This window comes from Bosea beijingensis (assembly GCF_030758975.1).
Classification (GTDB): domain Bacteria; phylum Pseudomonadota; class Alphaproteobacteria; order Rhizobiales; family Beijerinckiaceae; genus Allobosea; species Allobosea beijingensis.
The window spans coordinates 1,039,598-1,064,662 of record NZ_CP132359.1; the positions used below are offsets into that span (position 1 = coordinate 1,039,598).

31 protein-coding genes, 1 tRNA gene and 1 riboswitch are annotated in these 25,065 nt (G+C 63.1%); of the genes, 5 read left to right on the forward strand and 27 right to left on the reverse strand.

Features of this window, described 5'->3' with window-relative positions:
* Nucleotides 1–81 precede the first annotated feature (81 nt).
* Both Q9235_RS05065 and Q9235_RS05070 read left to right on the forward strand, forming a co-directional pair.
* On the forward strand, nucleotides 82–1,575 hold the full coding sequence (locus Q9235_RS05065; RefSeq protein ID WP_306225718.1) for a carboxypeptidase M32: 1,494 nt from the start codon (nucleotides 82–84) through the stop codon (nucleotides 1,573–1,575).
* A gap of 135 nt (nucleotides 1,576–1,710) precedes the next feature.
* On the forward strand, nucleotides 1,711–2,025 hold the full coding sequence (locus tag Q9235_RS05070; RefSeq protein WP_306225719.1) for an Rdx family protein: 315 nt from the start codon (nucleotides 1,711–1,713) through the stop codon (nucleotides 2,023–2,025).
* A gap of 33 nt (nucleotides 2,026–2,058) precedes the next feature.
* On the opposite strand, the gene Q9235_RS05075 is transcribed toward Q9235_RS05070, so the two are convergent.
* From Q9235_RS05075 to thiO, 4 genes are read right to left on the reverse strand one after another with little or no spacing between them, the layout of a single operon-like run.
* Nucleotides 2,059–2,667: a thiamine phosphate synthase gene (locus tag Q9235_RS05075; RefSeq protein WP_306225721.1), complete on the reverse strand. Its 609-nt coding sequence runs from the start codon at nucleotides 2,665–2,667 to the stop codon at nucleotides 2,059–2,061.
* A 14-nt stretch (nucleotides 2,668–2,681) separates the two neighbouring features.
* Nucleotides 2,682–3,452 (reverse strand): thiazole synthase, encoded by a 771-nt coding sequence (locus Q9235_RS05080; protein ID WP_306225722.1) that lies wholly within the window; start codon nucleotides 3,450–3,452, stop codon nucleotides 2,682–2,684.
* 1 nt (nucleotide 3,453) lies between these two features.
* Entirely contained in the window at nucleotides 3,454–3,651 is a 198-nt protein-coding gene (thiS, locus tag Q9235_RS05085; RefSeq protein WP_306225724.1) for a sulfur carrier protein ThiS, read from the reverse strand.
* Complete coding sequence (gene thiO / locus Q9235_RS05090; RefSeq protein ID WP_306228119.1) at nucleotides 3,635–4,630, reverse strand: glycine oxidase ThiO; 996 nt, start codon at nucleotides 4,628–4,630, stop codon at nucleotides 3,635–3,637. The genes thiS and thiO overlap by 17 nt, the downstream gene beginning before the upstream one ends.
* A gap of 74 nt (nucleotides 4,631–4,704) precedes the next feature.
* A riboswitch (TPP riboswitch) is annotated at nucleotides 4,705–4,805 on the reverse strand.
* A 216-nt stretch (nucleotides 4,806–5,021) separates the two neighbouring features.
* Here thiO and Q9235_RS05095 point away from each other — a divergent pair.
* From Q9235_RS05095 to Q9235_RS05105, 3 genes are all read left to right on the forward strand, one after another.
* Nucleotides 5,022–5,112: transfer RNA gene (locus tag Q9235_RS05095), tRNA-Ser, on the forward strand.
* Nucleotides 5,113–5,259: 147 nt separating this feature from the next.
* A complete protein-coding gene (locus Q9235_RS05100; protein WP_306225726.1) occupies nucleotides 5,260–5,475 on the forward strand; it encodes a hypothetical protein in 216 nt (71 codons plus the stop codon).
* A gap of 798 nt (nucleotides 5,476–6,273) precedes the next feature.
* Entirely contained in the window at nucleotides 6,274–6,564 is a 291-nt protein-coding gene (locus tag Q9235_RS05105; RefSeq protein ID WP_306225728.1) for a hypothetical protein, read from the forward strand.
* Between the two features lie 59 nt (nucleotides 6,565–6,623).
* Here the strand turns inward: Q9235_RS05105 and Q9235_RS05110 are convergent, their stop codons facing one another.
* The 23 genes from Q9235_RS05110 to Q9235_RS05220 form a co-directional block, all read right to left on the reverse strand.
* Nucleotides 6,624–6,818 (reverse strand): hypothetical protein, encoded by a 195-nt coding sequence (locus tag Q9235_RS05110; RefSeq protein WP_306225729.1) that lies wholly within the window; start codon nucleotides 6,816–6,818, stop codon nucleotides 6,624–6,626.
* A gap of 65 nt (nucleotides 6,819–6,883) precedes the next feature.
* Nucleotides 6,884–7,294 carry a hypothetical protein gene (locus tag Q9235_RS05115; RefSeq protein WP_306225730.1) on the reverse strand — a complete coding sequence of 137 codons (411 nt, stop codon included), beginning with the start codon at nucleotides 7,292–7,294 and terminating at the stop codon, nucleotides 6,884–6,886.
* Nucleotides 7,295–7,472: 178 nt separating this feature from the next.
* Nucleotides 7,473–7,682 carry a hypothetical protein gene (locus tag Q9235_RS05120; RefSeq protein ID WP_257732123.1) on the reverse strand — a complete coding sequence of 70 codons (210 nt, stop codon included), beginning with the start codon at nucleotides 7,680–7,682 and terminating at the stop codon, nucleotides 7,473–7,475.
* A gap of 282 nt (nucleotides 7,683–7,964) precedes the next feature.
* A complete protein-coding gene (locus Q9235_RS05125) occupies nucleotides 7,965–8,429 on the reverse strand; it encodes a hypothetical protein (protein ID WP_306225734.1) in 465 nt (154 codons plus the stop codon).
* A 65-nt stretch (nucleotides 8,430–8,494) separates the two neighbouring features.
* Entirely contained in the window at nucleotides 8,495–8,929 is a 435-nt protein-coding gene (locus tag Q9235_RS05130) for a hypothetical protein (protein WP_306225735.1), read from the reverse strand.
* Nucleotides 8,930–9,464: 535 nt separating this feature from the next.
* Nucleotides 9,465–9,821, reverse strand: coding sequence for a phage tail protein (locus Q9235_RS05135; protein WP_306225736.1), 357 nt, complete (start codon nucleotides 9,819–9,821; stop codon nucleotides 9,465–9,467).
* The gene (locus Q9235_RS05140; RefSeq protein ID WP_306225738.1) at nucleotides 9,821–12,034 is read right to left on the reverse strand and encodes a tape measure protein; all 2,214 of its coding nucleotides are present in this window, start codon (nucleotides 12,032–12,034) and stop codon (nucleotides 9,821–9,823) included. The genes Q9235_RS05135 and Q9235_RS05140 overlap by 1 nt, the downstream gene beginning before the upstream one ends.
* Nucleotides 12,035–12,042: 8 nt before the next feature.
* Entirely contained in the window at nucleotides 12,043–13,677 is a 1,635-nt protein-coding gene (locus Q9235_RS05145; RefSeq protein ID WP_306225739.1) for a terminase large subunit, read from the reverse strand.
* Entirely contained in the window at nucleotides 13,674–14,075 is a 402-nt protein-coding gene (locus tag Q9235_RS05150; RefSeq protein ID WP_306225740.1) for a phage terminase small subunit P27 family, read from the reverse strand. Before Q9235_RS05150 ends, Q9235_RS05145 begins: the two co-directional genes overlap by 4 nt.
* Nucleotides 14,072–14,392 carry a phage head closure protein gene (locus Q9235_RS05155; RefSeq protein ID WP_306225742.1) on the reverse strand — a complete coding sequence of 107 codons (321 nt, stop codon included), beginning with the start codon at nucleotides 14,390–14,392 and terminating at the stop codon, nucleotides 14,072–14,074. The genes Q9235_RS05150 and Q9235_RS05155 overlap by 4 nt, the downstream gene beginning before the upstream one ends.
* A complete protein-coding gene (locus Q9235_RS05160; RefSeq protein ID WP_306225743.1) occupies nucleotides 14,392–14,805 on the reverse strand; it encodes a DUF3168 domain-containing protein in 414 nt (137 codons plus the stop codon). Before Q9235_RS05160 ends, Q9235_RS05155 begins: the two co-directional genes overlap by 1 nt.
* Nucleotides 14,802–15,215 (reverse strand): HK97-gp10 family putative phage morphogenesis protein, encoded by a 414-nt coding sequence (locus Q9235_RS05165; protein WP_306225744.1) that lies wholly within the window; start codon nucleotides 15,213–15,215, stop codon nucleotides 14,802–14,804. Before Q9235_RS05165 ends, Q9235_RS05160 begins: the two co-directional genes overlap by 4 nt.
* Entirely contained in the window at nucleotides 15,205–15,531 is a 327-nt protein-coding gene (locus Q9235_RS05170) for a head-tail connector protein (protein WP_306225745.1), read from the reverse strand. Before Q9235_RS05170 ends, Q9235_RS05165 begins: the two co-directional genes overlap by 11 nt.
* Nucleotides 15,531–15,986, reverse strand: coding sequence for a hypothetical protein (locus Q9235_RS05175; RefSeq protein ID WP_306225746.1), 456 nt, complete (start codon nucleotides 15,984–15,986; stop codon nucleotides 15,531–15,533). The genes Q9235_RS05170 and Q9235_RS05175 overlap by 1 nt, the downstream gene beginning before the upstream one ends.
* The gene (locus Q9235_RS05180; RefSeq protein ID WP_306225748.1) at nucleotides 15,983–16,330 is read right to left on the reverse strand and encodes an endonuclease; all 348 of its coding nucleotides are present in this window, start codon (nucleotides 16,328–16,330) and stop codon (nucleotides 15,983–15,985) included. Before Q9235_RS05180 ends, Q9235_RS05175 begins: the two co-directional genes overlap by 4 nt.
* On the reverse strand, nucleotides 16,327–16,917 hold the full coding sequence (locus tag Q9235_RS05185; RefSeq protein ID WP_306225750.1) for a hypothetical protein: 591 nt from the start codon (nucleotides 16,915–16,917) through the stop codon (nucleotides 16,327–16,329). The genes Q9235_RS05180 and Q9235_RS05185 overlap by 4 nt, the downstream gene beginning before the upstream one ends.
* 3 nt (nucleotides 16,918–16,920) lie before the next feature.
* Nucleotides 16,921–18,468 carry a phage major capsid protein gene (locus tag Q9235_RS05190; RefSeq protein ID WP_306225751.1) on the reverse strand — a complete coding sequence of 516 codons (1,548 nt, stop codon included), beginning with the start codon at nucleotides 18,466–18,468 and terminating at the stop codon, nucleotides 16,921–16,923.
* A complete protein-coding gene (locus Q9235_RS05195) occupies nucleotides 18,465–18,743 on the reverse strand; it encodes a hypothetical protein (protein ID WP_306225752.1) in 279 nt (92 codons plus the stop codon). Before Q9235_RS05195 ends, Q9235_RS05190 begins: the two co-directional genes overlap by 4 nt.
* Nucleotides 18,736–19,140: a gene transfer agent family protein gene (locus tag Q9235_RS05200; protein ID WP_306225754.1), complete on the reverse strand. Its 405-nt coding sequence runs from the start codon at nucleotides 19,138–19,140 to the stop codon at nucleotides 18,736–18,738. The genes Q9235_RS05195 and Q9235_RS05200 overlap by 8 nt, the downstream gene beginning before the upstream one ends.
* Nucleotides 19,137–20,201 (reverse strand): phage portal protein, encoded by a 1,065-nt coding sequence (locus Q9235_RS05205; protein WP_422678270.1) that lies wholly within the window; start codon nucleotides 20,199–20,201, stop codon nucleotides 19,137–19,139. The genes Q9235_RS05200 and Q9235_RS05205 overlap by 4 nt, the downstream gene beginning before the upstream one ends.
* A 417-nt stretch (nucleotides 20,202–20,618) precedes the next feature.
* Nucleotides 20,619–21,419 (reverse strand): PilZ domain-containing protein, encoded by an 801-nt coding sequence (locus Q9235_RS05210; RefSeq protein ID WP_306225757.1) that lies wholly within the window; start codon nucleotides 21,417–21,419, stop codon nucleotides 20,619–20,621.
* Nucleotides 21,420–21,601: 182 nt separating this feature from the next.
* Nucleotides 21,602–23,287, reverse strand: coding sequence for a site-specific integrase (locus tag Q9235_RS05215; RefSeq protein ID WP_306225758.1), 1,686 nt, complete (start codon nucleotides 23,285–23,287; stop codon nucleotides 21,602–21,604).
* Nucleotides 23,288–24,132: 845 nt separating this feature from the next.
* The gene (locus Q9235_RS05220; RefSeq protein ID WP_306225759.1) at nucleotides 24,133–24,639 is read right to left on the reverse strand and encodes a hypothetical protein; all 507 of its coding nucleotides are present in this window, start codon (nucleotides 24,637–24,639) and stop codon (nucleotides 24,133–24,135) included.
* Nucleotides 24,640–25,065: the final 426 nt, after the last annotated feature.

Here is a 25,065-nt window from a genome sequence, read left to right on the forward strand (position 1 = left end):
CGGATCGCGCTGCTGACGTGGCTTGTCCGGAGCGGCGAAAACACTTCAATCGCGCCGCCCACTCCCAAACTCGAGAGCCGCATGACCGCCTATTCCGACCTCTCCGCCCATTTCGGCCGCATCGCCGCCCTGTCGAACGCCATCGGCATCCTGCAATGGGACAACGACGTGATGATGCCGAAGGGCGCGGCAGAGACGCGAGCCGAGAGCATGGCCCTGCTTCAGGTCATGCGCCACGGCCTCTCGACCGATGCCCGCATCGGTGACTGGCTCGGCGACGCCGAGAACGACGGCAGCCTCGGCGCTTGGGAGAAGGCCAATCTGCGCGAGATCCGGCGCGTCTGGACGGTCGATACCGCCCTGCCCTCCGAGCTGGTGGAAGCGTCGAGCAAGGCAGTCTCCGCGTGCGAAATGCGCTGGCGCCAGGCCCGGGCCGATGCCGATTTCGCCGGACTCCTGCCCTATCTCGCGGAGGTGCTGAACCTGCAGCGCCAGATCGGCCGGGCCAAGGGCGAGAAGCTCGGCCTCTCGCCTTACGACGCCCTGCTCAACGATTACGAGCCCGGCGGGCGCTCCGCCAAGATCGACGCGCTGTTCGACGATCTCGCCGCCTTCCTGCCCGGCTTCACGCAGGAGGCGCTTGCCGTACAGGCGCGCCGGCCGACACAGCCCGCGCTGGAGGGGCCCTTCGCCACCGAGACGCAGCGCGCGCTCGGTCTCAAGTTCATGGCGGCGCTCGGCTATGATTTCGAGCGCGGCCGGCTCGATATCTCGACCCATCCGTTCTGCGGCGGCGCCGATAACGATGTCCGCATCACCACGCGCTATGACGAGGCCGACTTCACCAAGGCGCTGATGGGCGTGCTGCACGAGACCGGCCATGCGCTTTACGAGCAAGGCCGGCCGCAGGGCCATCTCCACCAGCCGGTCGGCGCCGCGCGCGGCATGAGCCTGCACGAGAGCCAGTCGCTGCTGATGGAGATGCAGGCCTGCCGCTCGCGCCAGTTCCTGACCTATGCCGCGCCATTGATGCGCGAGAGCTTCGGCGGCAGCGGCGCGGCCTGGGAAAGCGAGGCGCTATGGCATCGCTATACCCGCGTCGAGCCTGGCTTCATCCGCGTCGATGCCGACGAGGTGAGCTATCCCGCCCATGTCATCCTGCGTTACCGGCTGGAGAAGGCGCTCATCGCCGACGAGATGCCGCTCGCCGAATTGCCGGCCGCCTGGAATGCCGCAATGAAGTCCATGCTCGGCGTCACCGTGCCCAATGACCGGCTCGGCTGCCTGCAGGATATCCACTGGCCGTCCGGCGGCTGGGGCTATTTCCCGACCTATACGCTGGGCGCGATGACCGCGGCCCAGATATTCGACGCCGCCTGCAAGGCCGAAGCCGCGATCCTACCCGGCATCGGCAAGGGCGATTTCAGCCCGCTGGTCGGCTGGCTGCGCGCCAATATCCACGGCAAGGGCTCGCTGCTTTCGACCGACGACCTGCTGACCGAAGCCACCGGCCGGCCGCTCGACGCCTCGGTATTCAAGGCGCATCTGCGCCGCCGCTATATCGACGAGGTTTGAGCGCTATTCATTTTATTTAGTTGAAACAAAAACTTAAGCTATGGCCGATCGCCGGTCGGCCATGCAGCTTTCGGGCTTGCATCGGGGCTCACGAAGCAGGATGTCGGAGACGACCTCCTGCTTCGGTGACCGATCATGACCCAGACCAAGCCCGCCCCCCGCATCGCCATCACCTATTGCTCGATGTGCAACTGGATGCTGCGCTCGGCCTGGCTCGGGCAGGAACTGCTCTCGACCTTCGGGCAGGATCTCGGCGAGATCGCCCTGATCCCGCGCACCGGCGGCATCTTCCAGATCCATTACGACGGCGAGCTGATCTGGGACCGCAAAGCCGATGGCGGCTTCCCGGATTCCAAGGTGCTGAAGCAGCGTGTGCGCGACCGGCTCGACCCCGATCGCAGCCTCGGCCATGTCGACGGTCACACGATGTCGGCCGAGGCGGAGAGCTGAGAGCCCCTCGCTTCACCCGAGAACGCGGCCCTCTCAGGCCGCGTGCTTCCGCGTCGCCGCGATCCAGGCCTTCAGCCGACCCTCGGGATCGGCGTTCAGCGTGATATCCGTCACCGCCGCGACGATGTCGGCGCCTGCCTCGAAGACGCCCGGCGCCCGCTCCAGCGAAATGCCGCCGATGCCGACCAGCGGCAGGTCTCCGATACGGCGCTTCCAGTCGCCGAGCCGCTCCAATCCCTGCGGACCGAAACGCATCTGCTTCAGGATCGTCGGGTAGACCGGGCCGAGCGCAACATAGTCCGGCTTCGCCGCCAGCGCACGTTCCAGCTCAGGCTCGTCATGGCTGCTGATGCCGAGTTTCAAGCCGGCCTTGCGGATCGCGCCGAGATCGGCGGCGTCGAGATCCTCCTGGCCGAGATGCAGCCACTCGCAGCCCTCGGCGATGGCGAGCTTCCAGTAGTCGTTGACCACGAGCACGCAGCCGGACGCGGCGCAGAGCGTCTTCGCGCGGGCGATCTCGCGCGCGACCTCGGTCTCGGGGCGATCCTTGACGCGCAACTGCACCAGTTTGACGCCGAGCGGCAGCATCCGCTCCAGCCAGTCGGCGCTGTCGAAGATGGGGTAGAACGGATCGAGCTTCATGGGAGACGGGTCTTTCAGGCCAGGAAGGCTTTGCCCATGACGGGCGTGGAGGGAGCGGCCATGTCGCGCGCCTCGATCGGCTGCGCGGCGAAAGCCTGGCGGCCGGCGCGGATGGCGAGCGCGAAAGCTTCCGCCATCGCAGCGGGATCGCCGGCCTTGGCGACGGCGGTGTTGAGCAGGATGCCGTCATAGCCCATCTCCATCGCCTGCGCGGCATGGGAGGGCAGGCCGATTCCGGCATCGACCACGAGCGGGATATCCGGGAAATGCTGGCGCATGCTGCGCAGGCCATAGGGGTTGTTGAGCCCCCTGCCCGAGCCGATCGGCGCTCCCCAGGGCATCAGCACCTCGCAGCCGGCATCGAGCAGGCGCCCGCCAATCACGAGATCCTCGGTGGTGTAGGGAAAGACCTTGAAGCCGTCACGGCTCAGGATGCGTGCGGCCTCGACCAGCGCGATCACGTCCGGCTGGAGCGTGTCGTCCTCGCCGATCACCTCGAGCTTGATCCAGTCCGTGCCGAAGACCTCGCGCGCCATCTGCGCGGTGGTCACCGCCTCCTTGACGGTGTGGCAGCCGGCCGTGTTGGGGAGAACCTTGACGCCGAGCTCGCGGATCAGCGCCCAGAAACCCTGACCGGACCCACCCGCCGATTCCCGGCGCAGCGAGACGGTGACGACCTCAGTGCCGGAGCGCTTCACCGCCTCGGCAAGAATGGCCGGCGACGGATATTGCGCCGTACCCAGGAAAAGCGGGTTCTGCGGTTCGAAGCCATAGAAGGACGCCATCTCAGCCTCCCTGCATCGGGGCTACGATCTCGATACGGTCGCCCTCGCTCAGAGCCGTCTCGGCGCGCTTCCGGGCCGGCACGAAATCGCCGTTCACCGCGGTCGCGACGATGCGGCCGCCAAAGCCCAGTTCGGCCAGCGCCTCGGCCAGCGTCTTGGCCGCGACGGTTTGGGGCGCGCCGTTAAGCAGCAAGGTCATGCAGCATCTCCGGTCTGGCTTGCGGGTTAAGCACGGCCTCCGCCGCCATCCGCGCCATGGCGGGGCTCAGCAGGAAACCGTGACGATAGAGCCCGTTGACATGGATCACCCGGCCGCGGCGCGTCAGCCGCGGCAGGTTGTCCGGAAAGGCCGGGCGGGCATCGGTGCCGATCTCGACGACCTCCGCCTCGGCGAAGGCCGGATGCAGCGCATAGGCCGCGCCGAGCAATTCCAGCATGGCGCGGGCGGAGACACGGCGGCGCTCGCCGCTCTCGATCATGGTCGCGCCGACCATGAACAGCCCGTCGGCACGAGGCACGATATAGAGCGGGATGCGCGGATGCAGCAGCCGAACCGGCCGCGACAGGCGGATCTCGTCGCTGCGCAGCAGCAGCATCTCACCCTTGACACCGCGCAGATCGGGCAGGACATCACGCGCCGCCAGCCCCCGGCAGTCGAGGACGATATCGGCATCGAGATCGGCGGGTTCCACGGCACGGTCGAAATGGATCGCGGCCCCGTTCGCGACCAGCCGCTCGGCCAAAGCGGCGATCGCCTGGCGCGGATCGAGATGGCCTTCGCCCACGAAGAACAGCCCGCGCGAGAAACGTCCTGCGAGATCGGGTTCGAGCCCGGCGATGGCCTCGCCATCGATCTCCTCGAAATGGCTGGTGCGCTGGCCGAAACGACGCAGCTCGGAGCGATCCCGGCTCGGCGCCACGACGAGCGTGCCACTGCGTACGACGCCGCCGGCATGGCGCTCCCACCAGTCGGCGGCCTGCTGCCCGAGCCGGATCACCGGCTCCTCGGCGCTCTCGCCCTCGCACCAGGGCGCGAGCATGCCGCCGGCGAACCAGGAGCAGGCCTCGGCGCCGACGCGCGGGCCACGCTCATGGATGGTGACTTGCGCACCGCGCGCCAGCAACTCCGCCGCGCAGGCCAGGCCGACGACGCCGGCTCCGACCACTGCGATGTTCAAGCCCGACTGAGGGCGTTCCGCTGTCATAGTCTTCCCTGCTCCCGGGAAGGCAGCGGCCTGGGGCACGAGCACGGTGTCTGCCGAAGACCGTTCCCTTCGCCGGCATTACCCGGATCAGGTACGATGGGTTGGCGCGAACACGCCTCTCAGCCTCTCGGCACCCCAACGGACGGCTTCAATCTAGTGGTTGCCCGGCAGCGGAGCAAGGCGAGCCGGCGCAAGGCTCTCTTGCGGCAATTCCAGCCCTGCGATGGCAGCTCCGGCGTTCTCAAGCTCTCCCTTACCAACGGAGTGCTCGGCGAGCCCTTCGGACGCATGCACAAGAGAGGCAAAGGAAGTTGCCGACAAGGCTTGTCAAACGGCTCTGCAATCGGGCATAGAGCCTCTCGCCGGAGACGTGGCCGAGAGGCTGAAGGCACTCGTTTGCTAAATGAGCATACCCCACAAGGGTATCGAGGGTTCGAATCCCTCCGTCTCCGCCACTCTTTTTTCCTTTTATTTTTCAGTCGCTTAGCTTGGAAGTTGTGAGCGATTATGTAGCAAAAGTGTGAGTGCTTTTGTGTAGCGCTGCGCCGGCTTGCGCCCTCTCCCAGCATCCCTAAAATCATGCGGACACATAGGGGGAAGGTGTGCCGTTCTCATCGCTGACTGATTCTCGCGATCTGGCGCTTGCTCAGGCCGCATTGGAAGCGGTGTGGGCCGAGATCAAGCCGGACGTGCCGCCGCTCAATGTGGAGCGCGAGCGAACCCGCCTCGCCCACATCATCGCTGGCCTCGCCCATGCGGCGCTCGATCAAGAGAACTTGAAGCGCGCGGCATTGGAGCGCTATCGCGAGCGACCCTAGACGTTGCTTCTAGCGTCGGCGGATGTAGGTGGCTTTCCAGCCGTCCGTCTTTGGCAGGCCGTTCTGACCTCTCGGTGAAAGGTGCGCTCGCGCTGCCGGACGCATGATCGCCCATACGACGAAGGCGCCCACAATCGTTCCCGCGATGAACTCCATGGCGCTCTACCTATTGTCTGAAGCTGGTCGGCGTCTTTGCAATCGCGGCGGCAGCGCTCGCCTCTCCCAACTGCTTGGCTAGTTCGGCGGCAGCCTTCGGACCAAGGGCAATTGCGATCCGCGAGGCCGGGCCTGATCGGACTGCCAACTCAAGCTTGACCACAACCTCATTCGGTCCTTGTCCGACTTGGAATCCTAGCACTCTGTGAGCAGCAACAGTGTCATCAGCCATGGTGTCCCCCATTTTTTATGAAGACATAATTGCGGGTGCCGGCAGCCGTCTAGAGGACTCAAATCAAAAGCACGCCGATCTGCACCGGCGGCCTTCATGTCGTAAATCGCCCTGGGCTGTAGGCGGTGCGGGTGCGAACGCTTACACACTCCATATCGTGTCCACAGCGATAGTGGGGCACTACTCCTTGACGACAGCATCCAGCATGCCTTAATTTCCGTTTATTGCGTCAGAGAGGTAATTCTCGGCGGGATGGATTCGCGCACGGAGAATGCGCGTGTCCGGGATCATCGGCGGGGTCACAACGCCGAGGTCTCAACAGGGCATCGAACTGAGTTGGGCTGACTTCAGGAGCCGGTGATCAACCGGCCACCGACGCTCGCGTTCGGGGCAGATCAAGTGGCATCCAAATGAATAGGACATCATCATCGTCTGATGGGCTTCCGGCAGTCAGGAAGCGCAGAACTCCCCTTGCAGAACAAACGGCGGCTCACGCTGCTTTCGAAAGTGTGGGGCAAAGTTCTAACACCGTCGATAATCCGGCCTTCACTTTCGACTTCGGCTTCGGAGCCGGGCGTTATCTCAGGGGGCGTGGCTGGCTTGGCATCATCGCCCTCTGTGTGGTGATGCTTACCGTATTGGCTATTCCCATGCATTTCGGCCCATTGGCCGTCGGCTCGCTTTTCAAACTGTTGCGTTGAATATGAAGGAGGCCCGCCGATGAAGATTGACGGGCCTCCTGTTGCAAATCGCCCTGAGGCTAAGCGGCGGGCTGCGTAGCCGCCCGAACACTGAGGCGAGGCTTCGGAAGCTCGACGCGCATGGCCTCCAAGCGCTCCACGATGGCGTCGGCCAGCGCGAGCACGTCGAGGTCCGCGTCGTCCGGTGCGGCGGAGTAGATCTCCGCCGCGATCGCATCGGTCATCACCTCGCGAGCCACATCGCGCCGCACCATAATGCGCTTACTCCTAGCGGCAGCGCGCGCGACCATCTCGCGAAGGGCAGGATTGAGCGCCACCCTCACGACTCCAACATCTGGACGGGGAAGTCGGGGTTCACGAAAGCGAGCCAGCCGTCCGGGTGGATGGCCTTCGCGCGCGCTTCGATGAATTCAAGGATCTCCATCGCGACCTGCGGAACATCGAAGATCCCGGTTCCGCTGTGGTCACGCGCCTCGCAGAGGCGATGTCCGATGTAGTCCAACACATTCTCGCGCGGGGAGAGGTCGAAGTTCTGCTGCGCCCATTCGCTCGACGCATTCGCCATGGGCGTGGTATTCTCGTTCATGCTCGTATCTCCATTGGTCACATTGGGGGTGCGGGATGCAGAGAACGGCGCGGTGCGGTCGGCAAACTCAGCCGCGCCGTTACTCTCCAGCTCTTCGATTTCGCGAAGATGCCTCTGTATAGCCATCTCATGATCGGCAATCATTGAGCGCATAAACTCAATGCACCTGCTAACCGGACTATGTCCGGCGCTATCAGTTACCATCCTGACTCCTGCTTCAACTTCAGTTCATTGCTTACGAACGGAGTTATAGTCAGGGGGTCAGTGCGAATGTCATACAAGGAGCGGGTAGCTGGCCTGCGCCTTTTGCATACATCCGCTTCTACACTTCCAACCCGCGAGCCCGGCGCCGTTGGCGCTCTTCCAGCCGGTCCTCAAGGCACATGATCGGCCAGATGTCGGCGTCGCCCAGAATCTCGATGATGGTGCTGCGGAGGTCGTAGCCGGGATCGACGTGCGCCATTGCGAGGCGGTCAACCAGCGTGCGGTGCGTTTGGTCGGCGAGGTAGGAAGCGTGATTGATCGGGCTCATAGGCTTGTCTCTGGCGCCAGTGATTTGGCAGCCGAAGACTCGCACGGCCGGAACCACGCCGCAATAGCCGCGTAGATAAATTAGCAAATAAAAACAACAGCTTAAGTAAGTTCTTACTTACTTTTCTTGCCGCGAAAAACCCCTCGCGGCTTGCCGATCGCGAGGGGTTCAATCCGCCATTGCCGGTGAGGGCCGGCAATCTGTCTAGGCGGAGCACCAGCCGCCGCTAAGAGGCTGGCGATTACGTTATAGCGCAGTCGCCGGTGCGACTGCTGGTGATCGTCAAAACTTTCCGTAGCCCTCGGGGAGCGAATTATCCTCCTTGCGCTCCTTGGCGCGCTGGCGTCGCTCCTTCCTCTTCTGGCTCTGCACGCTCGTCGGCTGGGCGTAATACTTCGCCAGCTCCTTCTCCTTCTGCCGTTCAGGGGTCAGCGGTTGATGGCTGCGAACGGTGCGCTTCTCTGTCTCCATAATGAGCGCGGCGTAGGCGTCTCTATCAGCCTTGCGCTTTACCTCCAGCTTCGCATCTCGGTCGTTCGCGAGCTTGGCCTTCGCTTGGCTTATCGCCTCGCGAAACCGCCCCAGAACTGGCGCTGCCGGGGCGGGGTTGGGGACAGCCGGCGTTGTGTCCTCTGGCGCCGGAACAGGAAGGTCTAACGCGTCGAGCGCGGCCAGCGCCTCCAACTCAAGCGAAGTAAGTGGGCGCGTGGATGCACCGTTCGATTGACTTTCGTCGTCGGTATCCATAAAATTTTCTCGCTATCAAAGAGTTCTTGACGGTCCAGACGCGCCAACGTCTGGGCCGTTTCTTTTTACATCGCTGCCTTCTCGATCAGGTCGGCGAGATCACGCGAGAGATCGCCGGAAAGGGTGACTTCCGGCCCACCCATTCGCAGGTTGATCTTGAAGCCATTGCCGACGCGCTGAATGCTGAACCACGCGCCCGCCTGGACGGTGTGGGGGCCGCTGACACCGCCCACAACGTCCCGGATCGTGCTGGCGAACAGGCGCGCGATGTCGAGACTGAACAAAAGGGCCGGATGGTCGTCGAACGTAACGGATACCTTGTCCCCTACGCGCTGGACGACGATGCCGGGAATGGTGGCAGGGATCACACCTGCGGCGATCTCCTTGCGGAGCATGTGGCCGATGGTGTCGGCGAGGCTCAGATTGAGCACAGCCGAGAGGGCCTTCAACTGGTCGAGCCGGCGAGGCGGAAGGCGCAGCATAACGGAAGCGGGTGACATTGGAACTCCTGTGACGTTGATTAATGGTATACGCGTATACGCTTAATGTCAAGGACTGCGTTCCTGTGTCCTCCCCTGTTTTCCACGGCGATCCGCCCACGAAATGTCCTCCCCCATTTTCCCTTATGTATATGTATGTCTGTATTTGAAGAAGAGATAATCTACGAAAAATGGGGGAGGACATTTCTCGCTCTTGCCCCGACTACTCGCGCCTACGGCGCTCGCCTGCGCGGCCTTCGGCCTTGCCCGGACGCTGGCGCGTCCGGAAGGCCCATCCCTCTTCTATCCGCAGGAACTCCTCCGGTAGCCGAAGGCGTAGGGTGCCCGGCGCCAGCTATCCCGCCTCGGATAGAGAGGGCTCCGGCCCGGTCGCTCCGCTCCCGGCCGTCACATATCTCATGGCCGAACGGGACCGTTCCGCCCGGAAGCGTTTAGAGAGTCACCAGCGGGCGCCAGCTTCCGGCTGCCCCTCTGCCATCAGCTCGCGCACGAAGGCGAGTCCTGGGCCTCCCCTGAGGCAGCATAAGGCAATCAGCTACGCGGCGTTGCTGAAGCTCTGCACCAGTTCCGCAGTGAAGGTCCAAACACCATCCTGCGCCTGCGGATGGGACCAGTCCTCGCAAGTCCACTTCACCGGCGAGCGTGCGCCATGGGGCTGGTAATAGAACGGCTGGCTTCCGGCCATGCGCACGAAGAACTCGGCAAGCTCCTGCATCTGGTCGAGCGTGAGCGCGTCCCACTTCAGGCTGCACGTCCGGCGAATGTGGTTGATCCCCTTCGGCGTTGACTGCGAATAGCCGTCGCCGAACTCGGCCTTGAGCAGGTTCACCTTCGGCTTATGCGCGGTTCCCGGCGTCGGGCCGATGGGTGGAGTGAAGGTCGGCAGCGGCATCAGCGGTTCCTCGTGTTCCCGTAATTTCCGGGCTTCTGCTGCCTACGAAATTCGTCCGCAACCACCGACCGCATCGTCACCTCAAGCTGTCGCTGCATACGCTTAGCCAAATCGTCGTTCTGTTCCGGGGTGCCGGAAGAGCCGTTCACGGTGATCGGCGCCGAGATGCTGATGGCCTGCACTGGCGCGGCACTGCCGCCGGCAAGTTCCGGCTGGCGAATGGCCGGCGCACTCCCGACATATCCGCCATCCGCGAAGCCGCGCAGGGCTCCCCGGTGCATGGCCTCAAGGTTCTGGACGCCGATGCGGTTGGTGGCGGCCTTGGACATGACGAACTCGCCACGGTGGACAATGCCGGCCGGCTGATACTTCCCACCGTTGCCGGTGTAACCGCCATCTGCGAAGCCGAAGAGCTTCGGCAGGAAGCCGAACAAGCCGCCGACCGCACCGTCAGCGCCCTTGGTTCCGAACAGCCCGGCGAGCGGGCCGCTGCCCATGAGCATGGCCTGAAGGGCAGCCTTCAACAGGGCCTTGCCAAGCTGCTGCACAACCTCGGTCGCGCTCTTGCCCTCCACGATCATATCCACGAAGCCGTCAGTCACTTCCTGTGCGAAGAACTTCTGCGCGTCGCGAACGCCGTCCATCGCCTCCTTCAGGTCTTCGACCTTCATCTTCGCCGCCGCATAGCCCTGCGCGGCCTGCTCGATCTTCGACCGCATCTCGTCGGTAACGGTGAGCCCATCGCGCTTCGCAGCCTGTTCAAGCTGAAGGGCGATCTTCGACCGCTCGACTTCCTCGCGGCCCTTGCCGACCATCTGGGCCTCAAGGCGCAGGGCTTCGGTGCGGCGCTGGATCGATTCAAGGTCGCGGTCAAAGCGGCTCTGCTTCTCCGCACCGGAGCCGCCACCACCTCCGCCGCCCTTACCTTCCTCCCCGGGAACGGCGTAGTTCTTGAGGGAAACCGGCTTGATCTCACTGCCGGCGCCCTTCGGCCGCGCGGGCGGCAGCGTCGTCGTGGTGAGGCGGTTCGAATAGTCGATTTCGGACTGGCGGAAGCCGGCGACGGCCTGCCGGGCGGCGGCCTTTGCGACGTCATCGACGGCAGCGCGCTCGGAAGCCAGCTTTTCACGGCCGCCAGCGTTCGCCAGCCCCATTTCGCGGGCCTGCGCCACGCGGGCGGCGCGCTCGTCCTGATAAGTCAGCGCGGCGGCGCGCTGGGCGCCGGCATGGGCCTTCGCAAGCTCGCCGACCTTGTTGATAAGGTTTTGCACGCCGACCACGGCATTCGTGGCAGCGGTGCCAATGCCGCCGATGCTCCCGGCGAGGCTATCAATCGCACCGGCAAGGGCGGCACTGGCGCCGGTCGCCTTGTCGAACTCGCCAACGGCCTTCACGAACTCGTTCTGAAGGCGCTGCATGGCCTGCTCGGTCGTGACGGCAGCGCCGGCCAGCTTTTCCTCGAGCAGCGGGGCGCCGGCCTGAATCGCCCGGAAGAATGCCTCGCTCGATACCTTTCCATCCTTCACAAGGGCGGTGAGCTTCGCCACGTCGCCGCCCGCTTCGACCAAGCCGGCGGCAGCGGCTTCCAAAAGCGGGCGCATGCCGTCGAGCAGGGAGTTGTATTCCTCGGCCTGAATCTTCCCACCGGCCAATGCCTGGCCAAGCTGAAGCAGGGCGCCGGAAGCCGCCGAAGCGGACGTTCCGCCGACGCGAAGCGACTGCGCCACGATGTCCGTGACCTGCATAACCTCCTGCGAGGAAGCCTTCAGCGTGGTCTGGGCAGCCGAAACGCGGCCGTAAAGGGTCGCGAGCGCGTCGAGCGGCGCATAGTTGCGCTGGGCACTGGCGAACAGCTTGTCGAAGGTGCTGCCGAGATCGGCGTCCTTCACGCCAGCCACGCGCAGCGTGTTCATGATCTTGGTGTATTCGTCGGCCGTCTTCCGAAGCTCGTTCAAGCCGACGCCAGCCGTGATCGCGGCGAACGCCGCGCCGACCTTGCCGGCAGCAGCCCGGCCGAAGCCCTCCAAGCTGCGCGTCATGGCGTTCGCGCTGGTAGCCATGGTGTTTTCGAGGTTGCGAGCGCCGGTTCGGCTGCGCTTCTCGATATTGCGCCAGTTGTCGTTCGCTACGCGGTTCGCGCGCTGGAAATTCTTCTCGAACTCCCGCATCCGGGCCTCAAGGGCGACGACAAGCTGTTCGGCGGATTCGGCCATATCTACTCCTACGCGGCGAGGTCGTGGACCTTGGTCCAGAACTCGGCTTCCTCTTCAGGGTCCATGTCGTGAATGCTGCGGCGGTTGTCGTTCTCGGCAGCGCGGGCAACGGCCATCGCGGCAGCGACAGCACCGTCAATGCGGTCGGTCTTCCGGCCCTTGTGCATGCGGACAAGGCCGGTGTCGTTCCGGCTGGCGACTACGCTATCGAAGTGATGGCGAAGAACCGGGTGCCCGCCATGACGGAGCAGCCGGCCGTTCACGAAGCGCTCAAGGGTGCCAATCGCCGGCCCCATGGTCGTGATGTTCTGGCGCATTTCGACAGTCGGCAGGCCATCGTCGTAGAGGCGCTGCATTGTCGTGCGGGCAAGGTGCGGGTCAAAGGCGATTTGACGCACATCGAAACGGGCGCACAGCTCGCGGATATGATCCTCCACCGTGCCGGGATCGATGATCGGGCCATCGGTGACGATCACATGGCCTTCGTCGCGCCAGCGCTCGTAAGGCACGCCGTCGCGCTGGGCGCGGCCGATCAGGTCATCGCCGGGGACGAAGAACCAAGGGGCAATCGTGATCCGGCCGTCATCGTGACGCCACGCCGCGACGATGGCCGTCAGGTCGCCGTTGATCGCCATGTCTACACCGACGAAGCACGGCAGCACCTCAAGGTCGGCAAGGTCCAGCGGGAAGCTGCCAGCGTCATAGGTCGCCATGTCGAACAGCGGGTCGCGGCTGTTGCCGAACCACCTGTTCAAATGGAACTGCTGGAACTCGTATGCCTTCGACGGATTGGCGCGGGCCTCGTTCGCGTCAACGCGCAGCTTCTTGATGTCATGGAAGCCGAGCGCGAGGCCGGGATTGACGCGATGCCATACGGCCTCGTCCTGCCAATCCTCGTCGGGCTCGATCTCGAACATGATCGGCAAGAAAGAGGGGTTGTGCTCCAAGCCGAGCGCGACCTTGCGTGCATACTGGTAGCGTTCGGCGGCCAGCCCCTCATTGCCACGGCCGGCAGTCGTCGCGACGACGGTTAAGCCGCCCTTGCGCTTCGCCATGCCGGACTGAAGCGCTTCCCATAGGTCGCGGTTCTTCCAAATGTGGATCTCGTCGGCGAGGACGAAGGTCGGCGTTGTGCCGTGCTGGGCCTTCCCGTCCGACGAAACCGCCTTCAGGGTCGAGCCGTCCAGCCGGCTCTTGATCGTGCGGATGCCAGCATGCGGGTCGTAAATCTTGGTCGCGGCCGTCAAACGCTTGTCCATGCCGACGATGCCGGCAGCCTCGCGGAAGCCGATACCGGCCTGCTCGCGATCCGACGCGCCGAAAATGATCTGGCCAGCCGGGACGGCCTCGGGGCCGAGCAGATGCAGGGTCGCCAGCGCGGCGGAAAGAGCCGTCTTCCGGTTGCCGCGCGGCAGATACAGGAAAACCTCGCGAACGAGGCGTTCGCCGTCCGCGTCGCGCGGGCCATAGATGCGGCGAACAATCCGCTCTTGCCACTCGTATAGCTGGAAAGCGTGGCGCGGCGCGGTGCTCGACGGGTGCTTAAGCGCCCGGATGAAGTCCACGGCCTCTTGCCCATAGCCGAGCGGGTCCGGGATGGGGCTGCTGTCATAAATCCAATGAGGGAACGCGCTCTTGCTCATCGGCGGTTCCTGCCGATGGTGAGCGGGTTGTCGTCGTCATCGTTATCAGCCGCGTTGCTGACGACACGGGCACGCGAGACAGGCGACAGGCCGTATTCGGCCGCGAGCTGCCGCGCTGTCTGCATGGCGCGGTTCTGCATGCCGAAAAGCGTCTTATCGAGCGTGCCGGTCGTGGCGAAAGTCCGCTCGATGGCGCGGATGTGCCCAACTGCGACGCAATAGTTCTCGATGCCTGTGAGATCGGCCCGCGTGACGATGCGGTCGGCGATCAGGCGCGGCATAATCCGCTTCCACTCGCCGCGCGCGTCCTCGCTCAACCACTTCGGGGCGGGCGGGGTCTTCGTCAGGGGCTCGCGATCAGGAGACAAGGCTGGCTTGACGCCGCGAAGATGGGTCACGACGCCGACGCAACCGCCCTGATTTCGAGGCCAACGCGGCGCCCGATGTCGGCGATTTCCTTGATCTGATACGCTTGGCCGTTGAACACGATGCGATCGGCAGTCGTCAGGCCGTCGCGCCAGCGAATGCGGAAGATAACGGTGCCCTGCTGGGCCGTGCCGAAGCCGGTGAGGAAGTCGGCTGCGGACGACTTCACCACCTCGGCGCGCGTCGTGGCGATTTCCGTCCAGGCGGAAACGGTGCCACGGCTGGGCGTGCGCGTCTTCGTCTCGCGCTCAATGGTGACGGTGTGGAAGAGAGTGCCGGCCGCGAGCATCAGATGCTCCACCGGACGACAGCTTCCACCGACAGAACGCCGTGCCCGTAATCGGGATTCGGATCGCGGGGCCAAACGGTGCGGGTGTGCTTGAACTGATCGAGGCTGAAGCCGTCGCAGGAAGGCCAGTCCATAAGGCGGCGCGCAACGGTCGCGCCGATGGTCTGGGCAGTGTCGAGGCCCGGTTCCAAGGCCCAGATATGCAGGTCCATGAACACGGTCGCGACGAACTGGGCGCCCGATGCCCGGCCGTGCATCATGACATTCCCGGCGCCGAACAGGATGGCCGGAAGCTCATCCGGAGCGAAATCACCGGCCCGGATGTTCTCGGGGTCTACAAGCGCGGCGACGGCCAAGTCGCTGGCCAGATGGGCGCCAAGGGCCTCGCGGAAGGCGATAGTCGGCTCGATCACGGCGTATCCCATCCGGTGCGGACGGCCTTTCGGATTGAACGCTTGATGCGATTGAGCGCGCGCTTGCGCGTGAGCCGGAAGCCGGGCCAGAAAAAGGGCTGCGCTGGCGTCGTGCTGGTCCCGTATTCGACAAGATGCGGATAGCGGACATCGGTGCCGCCCACCGTCACGACAGCCTCATTCTCGCCGACCACGCGGCTCCCGCCGGGCTGCGAATAAGGCGGCGTCGTGCCACCGGGCGGCGTCACGGTAATGGAATCCTTCAGGGCGCCTGTGTCTTCGACCGCAAGTTGGCGCTGCATGTCGGCGATCTCGTTCGCGCCCTGCACAAGGGCCGGCTGAACTACCTCGCGAACGTTCTTGAGCACCGCGTCAAACCGGCGATTGAGCCGGTCGAGGTCAGAACTCATCGTCGGAATCCTCAGCAGCCGGCTCGCCGAACCACCGTTCCCGGTAGGAATTGGCCACGGCCTGCACGCCATAGGGCGCCAAACGCACCGCATCGCCGTAAGAAACGGCCTCGCGGTGCATGTAATAGAACGCCGCGAGCTTCAGCATCGCGAGCTTGATGTCAGCCGGAACCGGAGAGAGATCGGCGAGCTTGCGGCCGGTCTGGGCCTGAAACCATTCGTCGGCAGCATCGAGATAGAGCTGAATAAGCTCATCGTCGCTCGAATGGTCGATATTCAGATGCGCCTTCGCGAGCGAAAGCGTTACGCTACTCATCAGGAATTGGCCTCTTCAGAAAAAGTTATTTCGGGCGTCTCTTGCGCGGTGCTCCCCGCGCCGGTCCCCGAAACAGGCGGAAAATTGCAGACCACCCCCCGGTGCCGGTTGGGATAAGGCCGCACTGCCTTCGTGAGCGCCTTGCCGACAGGCCAACCGGCGCGAAGGCGGTTGGCAAGCGTGTGGTAGCTGATGCCCGTGTGCTCAGCCCATTGAGCGACACTCAGGCTCCTGCCTGCATGCTCAAGCCGGCGACGATGGCCGCTTGCTGCGCTGGGGCGTCGTGCTCGATCCTTCAGCCGTTCACCGGGAGCGACGTTCATCGGCGTGGTGATCGCCTTATCGACAGTCCAACCACGGCGAAGGCGATCGCTGATAAGGCGTGTCGGAATGCCGTAGTCCAACGCCCATTCGCGGATCGGCTGGGTGATACCTTCGTGCGTAAGCTCCCTCATCGGCGGGGTGTTCTCTCTCGGATGTAGTCGAGGGCGTTGCAGCGACGGCAGCCGGGGCGCCAGTTGGCGGGCGACATGCGAAGCTCGGGATGCTGCCGGATGCTGATGCGGTGCCGGACAAGGGTGGCGGGTGCGCCGCATTCGCAGCGCTGATTGCCGGGCTGGCGCAGATAGGTGCGGGCAACCTCTTCCCACTGGCGATCATAGCCGCGCTGGCGGGCGTTCGGGCGGGCGCGATCATGGCGGGCGCCGCGAACGCGATCCTGTTCGCGCTGGCACTGGCAACGGGCGCCATGGGAGACGATGCTGCCGCAAGAGCAAAGGCGGGGCGGACGGCGGCTCATCGGGGCTTCCGTCCATACTTCGCCTTGAGGGCGTGCAGGCCGGCGCGGTCAAACTCGGGGTCGAGGCCAGCGGCTTCATTGCGCGCGGCCTGTTCGGGATCGGTTTGATCCTGCTTTTCGGGCTCGCCAGCACGGCCAATGAAGGCTTCACTGATTTCGGTAGGGGTGGCGTTCCAAGCCTGTTCCGGGGTCCAGCCAAGCAGGCCGGTCGCAGTGCGGAACAGTCCCTGAAACAACCGGGGCAGCGTTATGGCGGGCGCGCTGGTCGCCGGCCGAGCGCTAGCTTCGTCGATGGGCAAGAACAGGTCGCATAGGTCGCGGACGGGTTTCTGCGCGATCTCGACAAAACGGCTGATCGGCAGGCGCGACATAGCGTTGAGGAAGGCAGCGGCGTCCTTACGGTCGGTTGCGGCCGTCAGGATGATCTCGCGCACGGTGCCGGTGTGGAACTCGGCGATGCGGCGGGGAAGCTGCCCAAAGCCGACGCGGCGCTCAAGGGTGCTCGCGGCCCGCAAGGACGGCCGAAGGATCACGGCATGGTTGCCGTGCTCCAGAACGATCTCATCGTATGCGGGCCGCAAGGTCATGGCTTACGCCGCGACCTTCAGCTTCACGAAGCGGTCCGGGTGCGTCACGTCAGCACCGACGCGGGCGCGGGCATGGAAACGGACCTGGCCCTTCGTCGCGAGGGTGTAAGGATCGGGCATCACGCTCAGGTCGAGCCGGTTCACGATGCGGTAGCCCTGAAGGTCGCCGAACAGGATCGGGAACTTGTTCGCGCCGACATCGTCCATGTCGATCGCTTCCACGATCGGGCGGCCGAGCAGCGTGGTCGGCATGCCGGCCGAGATCGGATCGACCAGAATGAACCGGCCGTTGCCATCCTTCAGCATGCGGAGCGTGGCGAGCGTCTTGCGGTTCATCATCCACACGCCGCTCTGCGCGTAGACGCCCGGCAGCTCGTGATACAGGCCGATGATGGTCGAGGCCGGGTCGGTGCCGAGATTGGCAGCGGCGCCGGTCTTGATCTCCTTCAGGCCGGTCGCCGCCATGATGCCCTTCGGCTTGCCGACGCCATCACCGGACACGAAGGCAGAGGCTTCCGCCTTGCCGAAGGCTTCCGAATAATCGGCGATCAGCTCGCCGCGCAGGTCGTAGGAGTTGTCCTCCAGCAGCGCATTCGAGATATCGGTGAAAGTCGCAATCTCGTGCGGCGTGAGCGTGACCTGCTCGAAAGCCATGGTCGAGGCGGTGCGGTCTTCGGTCTCGCCGACCCAGACAGCCGTCGCGCCCGACACCTTGCGGGGATACTTGATCTCCTTGCCGCCGACGGTGACGACACGGGCATACTGGCGAACCGGGGACCACTCGACCAGCTTCTTGATGATCTCGCTGCCGAACTCGGTCGGCGCGAGATAGCCGGCCGAAGCGTCGCTCGCGACGGTCAAAGCCTTCAGTTCGTCGGCCTGCATACGGCGCTCGCCACGTCGAAGCATGGCATCGAAAGCCTTGGCCTCGATATTATCGTTCGCCTGATTGTCGTTCGAAGCCGGGAGGCGATTGGCCTTGGCTTCCAGCTTGTCGAGGCGGGCCTGAAGGGTATCGAACGCCTTCTGATCAATGCTCGGGGCGTCCTTGATCTCGGTATTCTCTGCGGTGCTCATTTCACTTTCCTGATGGGGTGCCGAGCCATCCGACACGGCCTTGATTGACTGGATTTGCGCTCCCGGATGGCAGGGAACGGAGACGATGCTGATTTCGTGCAGGTCGAGCTTGCTGATGGTCCGGCCGCCGCGAGCGCGGGCGACTGCCTTTTGACTGACGAAGCCGATGGACAGGCCAGACACGGCACCAGCCTGCACCAGCGCGCGAACTTCGCGGGCGCGGGCAACGTCATCGATCAGGAGACGGCCCTTCACGGTAAGGCCGGCGTCGGTTTCGGTGATGGATTCCCAAACGCCGATTGCCTGCGCCTGATCGTGCGCGAACAGCATGGGGAGCTTGGCGGGCGCGCCAAAGGCGCCCTTTTCGATCACGTCGCCGACGCGATCCGGGGAGCCGAATGGCCAAGCCGTGCCGGTGATGGTGCCAGCGTCATCAACCGCGAGCGCGGCCTTGATCTCAAGCCGCTCGCTCATTCGTTGTCCCAGACCTTTACGGCTGAGCCAGCGGTGTTTCGGACGACGACAAGGCGAAGCTCAGGGAAGCGCGGAAGACGCACGAACCTATCGAGGTCGGAAGGAAACTGCGCGAGCGCGCCAATAGTGGTCCACGGTGCGGCGGCGCTGACGCGCGCCTGCACCAGAACCTTCGCATTCGCATCGGCGGAATCGAGCTGAAGGATGGTTTCAGCAGCCGGCGCCCATGCCGAGCCGATGTGCTCGGCGGCCGTGATATTCAGGCGCTCAGACATCGGACACGTCCGCATAAGCGGCCTTAATTGCGGCGGCGAGGTTGCCCGTCGCGGCTGCGTGGTCGATCTCGTCAGGCTCGGCGTCGTCCTGGTCCTCGGGTTCGTCGCCGAAGTAGCGGGCGGTCAGGATGCCGATAGCAATCGGCAGGGTCTCGGCGATCGGACGGTTATCGACATAGGCCGAGATGAAAGCGCTCGCGACCTGCGGAGCCTCACCGCCACCGATCAGGCCGAGCCGGATGGTCTCTGCGATGTCGCGAAGATTGAACACGCGGGTCGTAAAACGCTGCATGATGGCGCCGATGCCGAAGCCAAGGATGCGCTCAAGTTCAATGGTCATGGGGTCAGTGAGGGCGAAGGTCTTTTCGCCGTCACCGAAATAGGCGACGTGCTTCACGCGGCTTCCTTGTCGGTGTTGGGGTTGTCGTTCGCGCCGGCAGCGGGGCCGGTCGTCGTGTAAGGATTGGCAAGCTCGTCGCCGCCTTCGATGGCCGGGAGGTTCATCGCGCCGCGAACCTCGTTCGGCGTCATGGCGCGCATCGCGACCAGCTTGCCGAAGATTTCCGCCCGGCCCGCCGCATCGGCGCGCTGAAGGTCGTCAATGACGAACTCGAAATAGAGGTTGTCCTGCTCGTCCTCGGTGAGCAGCACGGTCGCGTAAGCGTCCTGCCAGCGGTCCAGCCACGGCCGTAGGCAAAGCTGAAGGAAGCTGGCGGCCATCTGCTCCGCGTTGCTCCACGTCGCCCGGCTCAGTTCGAACAGCATGGAAGGCGGGACGCCGAAGATGCGGGCGATCTCGCGAACCTGCTCAAGGCGATGCTCAAGGAACTGGGCATCGGTCGAGGTCATTGCGGGCTGGTCGAACTTCCAACCGGAATCCAGAATGAGGGGATCGCTGCTGCTGCCGCTGAGCCATTCCCGGAACGACCTGCGGATACTGGCGAGAGTCGTGGCGCCCTGTTCGCCGCCCATCTTCGCGTCGTTCGTGATGACGGCGGCCGGGCGGGCGCCGGAGCCGAAGAACTGCGCGGCATGGCGCTCCAACAGCATGGAAACGCCGATGGCTTCCTTGCCGAGCTGCACCGGGGACGTGTCGCCGAAGGCCGGGACATAGAGCACGTCCTGATAAGACAAGCGGCGCTGCACGCGGTTCTTGTCGGTGACGATGTAATAGGGCTCGCCGTCATCCTCGAAACGGCGCTGGACCGTGCCGGGCTGTAGGCGGTTGATCTCGTAGGCGCGCCCGTCGCTGGTGCGGACGACATGGGCATAGCCGGCGCCATGAAGCAGGGCGTCGGTCGTAAGCAGGGTGCGGAGATGGCCGGCGCTGGTCCAGCCGTTGACGCGGTTATGGGCCAGCCGGTTGCCGGCGTGATCCTTCGCAGCCTCCTTGCTGCCGTCAGCGTCGCGATAGAGCTTGCAAGGAAGAGAGCCGACCGTTTCGGCAATCAAGCGCACAGCCTGAAGAACGGCAGGAACGCGAAGCGCGGTGTTTGCAGTAACGGTGACACCGGAGGCAGTCGGCAGCGCGCCGAATAGCTCAGAGATCGAAGGATCAGAAAGGGGGATCGCCTTTTGATCGAGCTGAAATCCGAGTGACTTCCTTACGCTGCCGACTAACTCGCGGAACACAACTCAACCTTCACCTTACGCAACGGTGAAGATTCTCCCACACGCGGAATCGCGAGGCAAGCTGAAAATCCTACTGTCAAGGGATAATAGGATTATGATCTTATATTCCGGCTTGCGATTAATATTCGCCTACCGGCCATTGAAGGAAGTTGGAAAGTCGACCGATCTTGCGCACCAAGGCAAAGAAACGCCGCCTCGGGAACTCGGGAAGAAGAAAGTAAGATTCAATTCCGGCGCGGCAGCCTAAGCTGTAGCAATCCCACTAGGCTTTATAAATTCGACGCCGATGTCCATTTGCCTCCGCCACCGCAAGCGCACGCGCTTACGTTCACCTTCGTAGGACATTAGCAAATCAAACTCATCGGGGAGCACCAAGCTATCGGAAACTCGCAACCTTGCGCCGCCGCGTGAAACATCAAGGACTAGGCATTCAACTGATGCGTTTAGGTGCTCAAGAAAACACTTGGCACGCGTTTGGACTGGCTTCCGATCACCACCCCGGCGTTCATTTTGGCGCCTTCGGCGACGAGCCAAAGAATATCGCAACGGCAGGCCGTCGATGCCGGGGCCATCAATGTGGTAACTGACCTGCCTAGCGATTGCGCGCTTTAAGGATGAATCCGCACGTTCGACCGCAGATAGAGCGTCCTCTACAATACTGGGGTCGCAGGCACCAGTAACACATTCGATCCTGAATTCTAAGTCGCTCACCGTCGCCAAAAAACTTACTTCATTAGCAATCTGATTGATCTTCATTTCGAGCATGGCTGTCGACGTGAGAGCGCTCAACATAACTACGAAAGTTGAATCTGGTCTTCTACAAAAATAACCCGACTGTGAGATCGTTAAGATAAGTCTCTTTGCGAACTCACGCGTAAGCTCTTCAACACAGACAGCGCCGAATTTTCGCAAAAAATATTCGACATCAACTATTTGTATTGAAATGACACCGATACCGCCCCTTGACTGCGATATATTCTCATCAATTGTTTGCAACAACTCATGAGGAGAAAGTAGCCGCGATTGGCTCTGGGGCGGGTGCATACAAGCAATCTCATCGAGGCAAGCCGGCCGGCCTATTACCTTAGGACATAAGCAAAGTCTATTGATATGAATCAAAACAGGGCCGCCGCGAGCCCGTGTCCTACCAAACTCGGTGAGCCCGCTGAAGCTCAAATGCCGGCATTCGATCTCTAACAGATTCTTGCGACGCTCCCGGCGAAGGATCACCCACGCAAAGCCGGCAGTTCATAGGCTACCCGGTCCACGGCTTCCTTCAGCACGTCAAGCGAGGCGTCATGGATGTAGCCGGCGCCGGACGACGCATCGTCATGCCCGGTGATCTGGTCGCTAACAGCACGCGGCACACCAGCCACCGACATCGCCGTCTTGAAGGTGTGCCGGAAGGAATGGAACACCTTCGCCGGGTCGGTGATACCGACCTTCGGCAGATAGGTCCGGTTGAACCATCGCGGGATGAACTGGCTATAGGGCTGGTTGAGAATGCGCTTACCGCCAGCGCTCGCGGCGATACGGGCCTGCCCGTCCCCATACCATTCGGGGAACAGATGGGTTTCGCCGGCGGCCTTCAGCTTCGCGATGCGGGCATCAAGGCCAAGGTCCAGCAACTTGCTATGAACCGGCGTGAGGCGAACCGACTGCTGGTTCTTCGTCTCTTCCTCGATAGCGAACACCAGCACGCCGCGTTCCTTGCGGATGCTCTTAAGGCGAAGCTGGGCGATCTCCGACGCGCGCATGCCGCTGTAAAGCGCGATCATCAGCGTCCAATGCTTCTCGCCGAAGTCCTGGCCCTTGAAGAGCGGCGGGGCGACGATGGCCTTCAGGTCAACGGACGTGAACGGCACGCGCGGCGCCTTGGTCGCGCCCTTCTTCGTATCGACCTTCACGCCCCGCGCCGGGTTGTCGGGGATGATCTCGTTATCGACGCACCACGACATGAGCGCGGACAGGCGCGGCAGCCACTTGTCATTGATGGTCGTGGCGCTCAGCGTCGGGAACGGGGTCTTCCGGGCGCCGTTGAGCTTGATCGCCTCGGGGAGCGGCTTCTCGGGGAAGCGTTTGCTGTAGTTGGAAGGCGTATCGAGCAGCGCGTTCTTGTAGGCCAGCACGTCCGCGCGGGTGATCCGATAGACCGGCCGCCCCTCGCCCATGAACTCTTCGAACATGCGGACGGCGACGCCATACTCGTATTCGGTCGCGTCCTTCGCCTGCTTCTCCTTCAGCATGGCTGGGAGGATTCCCGACAGGGGCTTGGAGCTATCGGCACCGACGATGCGGGCGCGCAGCGGATCAGCGCTCGCGGACGGCAGTTGACTCGCCGGGACTAGCATGGGGTGCTTTGGCGGGGCGTCCGGCTCACCACGATCGCGCCGGTTCTGGTTCTCGATCGTCTCGGCCTTCACGCCAGCGAGCATGCGGGCCAGCGCCCGCCAATCATCGCTGCCATTTGCCGGGACGGGATTGCCCTCGCTCGCGAACTCATCAACGGCCCACTGGATCAGAGCGGCAAGCTCGCAATCCTCGGCCCCTCCCCGCGCCGCCCTCTTCAGCGCGTAATAGTAGGTCGGCCGGATAGCCGCCTCCATAACCGGATCGCTCAGATTCCGACCGCGCGCCATCTCATCGCGCTCAAGCTCCCGGCCGTAATGCGCCACGGCCATCTGGTGGACGCTCAAGGGACGGCGCTTGGAAGGCACCGGCACGCTCAGCGCCACGGCCCGGTCGCGAGCTTCGTCTAGCTGAATCTGCATGGTGTGGACGGCGGAAGGCAGGAGCCGCAAGGCGATGGTCCGGTCGGCGTCCAGCGCCTTGGTAAGCTCCCGCTTACCCACGATCTCACGCAACAAATCAGGGACACGAAGCCGGGCGTAATAGCGGCCGTTGCGGTGCAAGAGATGACGGACTTTGGAGGCCATGGCGGGAAGCTCTAAACTCGAATTGTGTAGCAAATTGTGTAGCAGAAATATGTGTCGAGCCTTTGAAATTCAAGGGTTATTTTGAACATTCAATCACTTAGCGGCAATTGGAATGCACTCCCTCCGTCTCCGCCACTTTTCCCCTAATCCATTGATTTTGCGTCGATATTTTTGTCGCCTCAGTTGCTAGCTCACAAAACAACACACAAATTTTCATGTGCTACATTTTGCGTCATTCGAGTGCAACGGCCGCCCTTCTCGGAATCGCGGCAACGCGACGGAATCCCCTTTTCCGATTGTGAGCATTGATCGTTTGCGCAACGCTCGCAGCGCAACCCGAATTTGCGATCTCAGAAATTACCTGGATATTCAGTATCTTAAGGGACGAGTCGGCCGCCATTTCGATTGTGGCCTCCGCCGTTCTCCGGCTAGAATCGTTCAGGTCTCGTTTGAAGCTCCCGGATAGCGGGCGTCGGCAAGCCCATCTGCGGTCGCCGACGGTGGGCAGACTGAAGCGACCGGCTTTCTCTCCTCCGAGGACAACGCGCCACTTCCTGACATTGACACGCTGCCAGGAAGCGGACGCCAGGATCGGCGTGGGTGGGGAGCTTCGTCCGCGAGGAGTGCTGAGAATTTCGGGCAGGATGGCGTACTCCGCTTCGCTGCCTTTCGACCGGTGAGTGTCGTGAGGTACTCACTGTGGGACGTCTGCGAGAAAATCAGCTGAGGCCAACATCAGCCCGTGTTGGCCGCCAATGTGGAATGGCCAAATGATGCCGCTATTCGATTTGGCGCGACCCAATCTCCTTTTTTAGAGATGATCATCGCGAGCGTTCGCGGCGGCACGCATTCTCGATCCGGCCGATTGCACGTCCAGCATTCGTCAGCCGGATCACCTCATAGCCCTTGGCAAAACCCGCGTTGGTGAAGCGCATTCTCTTCCCGGTCTTCAGCGCGTTAAGGAGGCCGGCAGGCATCCCAGCAGCACGCTTCACATAGGGCAGCTTGCTCGCCGGAGCTGGGTGCATCGCAACGACAAACCGGTCGCCATCGATATCAATTTCCGTCTGGTCAGGGAAATCCGGACCAGGCGCCGCTAGATAAAGGGCAAGCACCGCGGTCGCCTCGCAACGGACATAGGCGCAGACATAGCTGTCGTCGGTGAAGCGCTCCGCGCAACCTTGAACCGTACGTGTCTGCTCGCCTCGAAACCTTGCCATTTCCCAGCCCGACGCATGACCCGGAGTGGGCCACCACGCCATGTGCGAAACGGCGATAGCGGTTGCGAAGGCAACATATCGCGCGTGCTGCATGAATTTGCCCCACATCCACATACCTGGGTCAGCTTCTACTCCAACCACCACGCCCGGGTTGATCCCGACGACGGTGCGTACGCGTAATGTTCGGTGTTATCTGCATTCCGTTAGCTCCCCACTTGAAACCTTGTGGGTGTTGCAGCGCTCGACGTCATGCGCGCACGACCCCGAACCGATTGCGACCGCGAGAGCAACGAGAATTCTAGCGCGCGATGTCCTCAGGAACTCGCGGTTGCTGCGAAATTTGATCATCTTCGCCCGTCCGGTTCAATTGCTCAGCCGACAAGTTGGTCATAGCATTCTGTGATGTGGCGCGTCCCTTTTGGGCTCGGTGTCGGGCTCACCGTACTGACGTTTGCAGCGTGGTACCTGCTCAGCGGATTTGGCTGCGAAATGAACACGTCCGGATGCACAACAATCCGGCTCGATTGGTCGCGG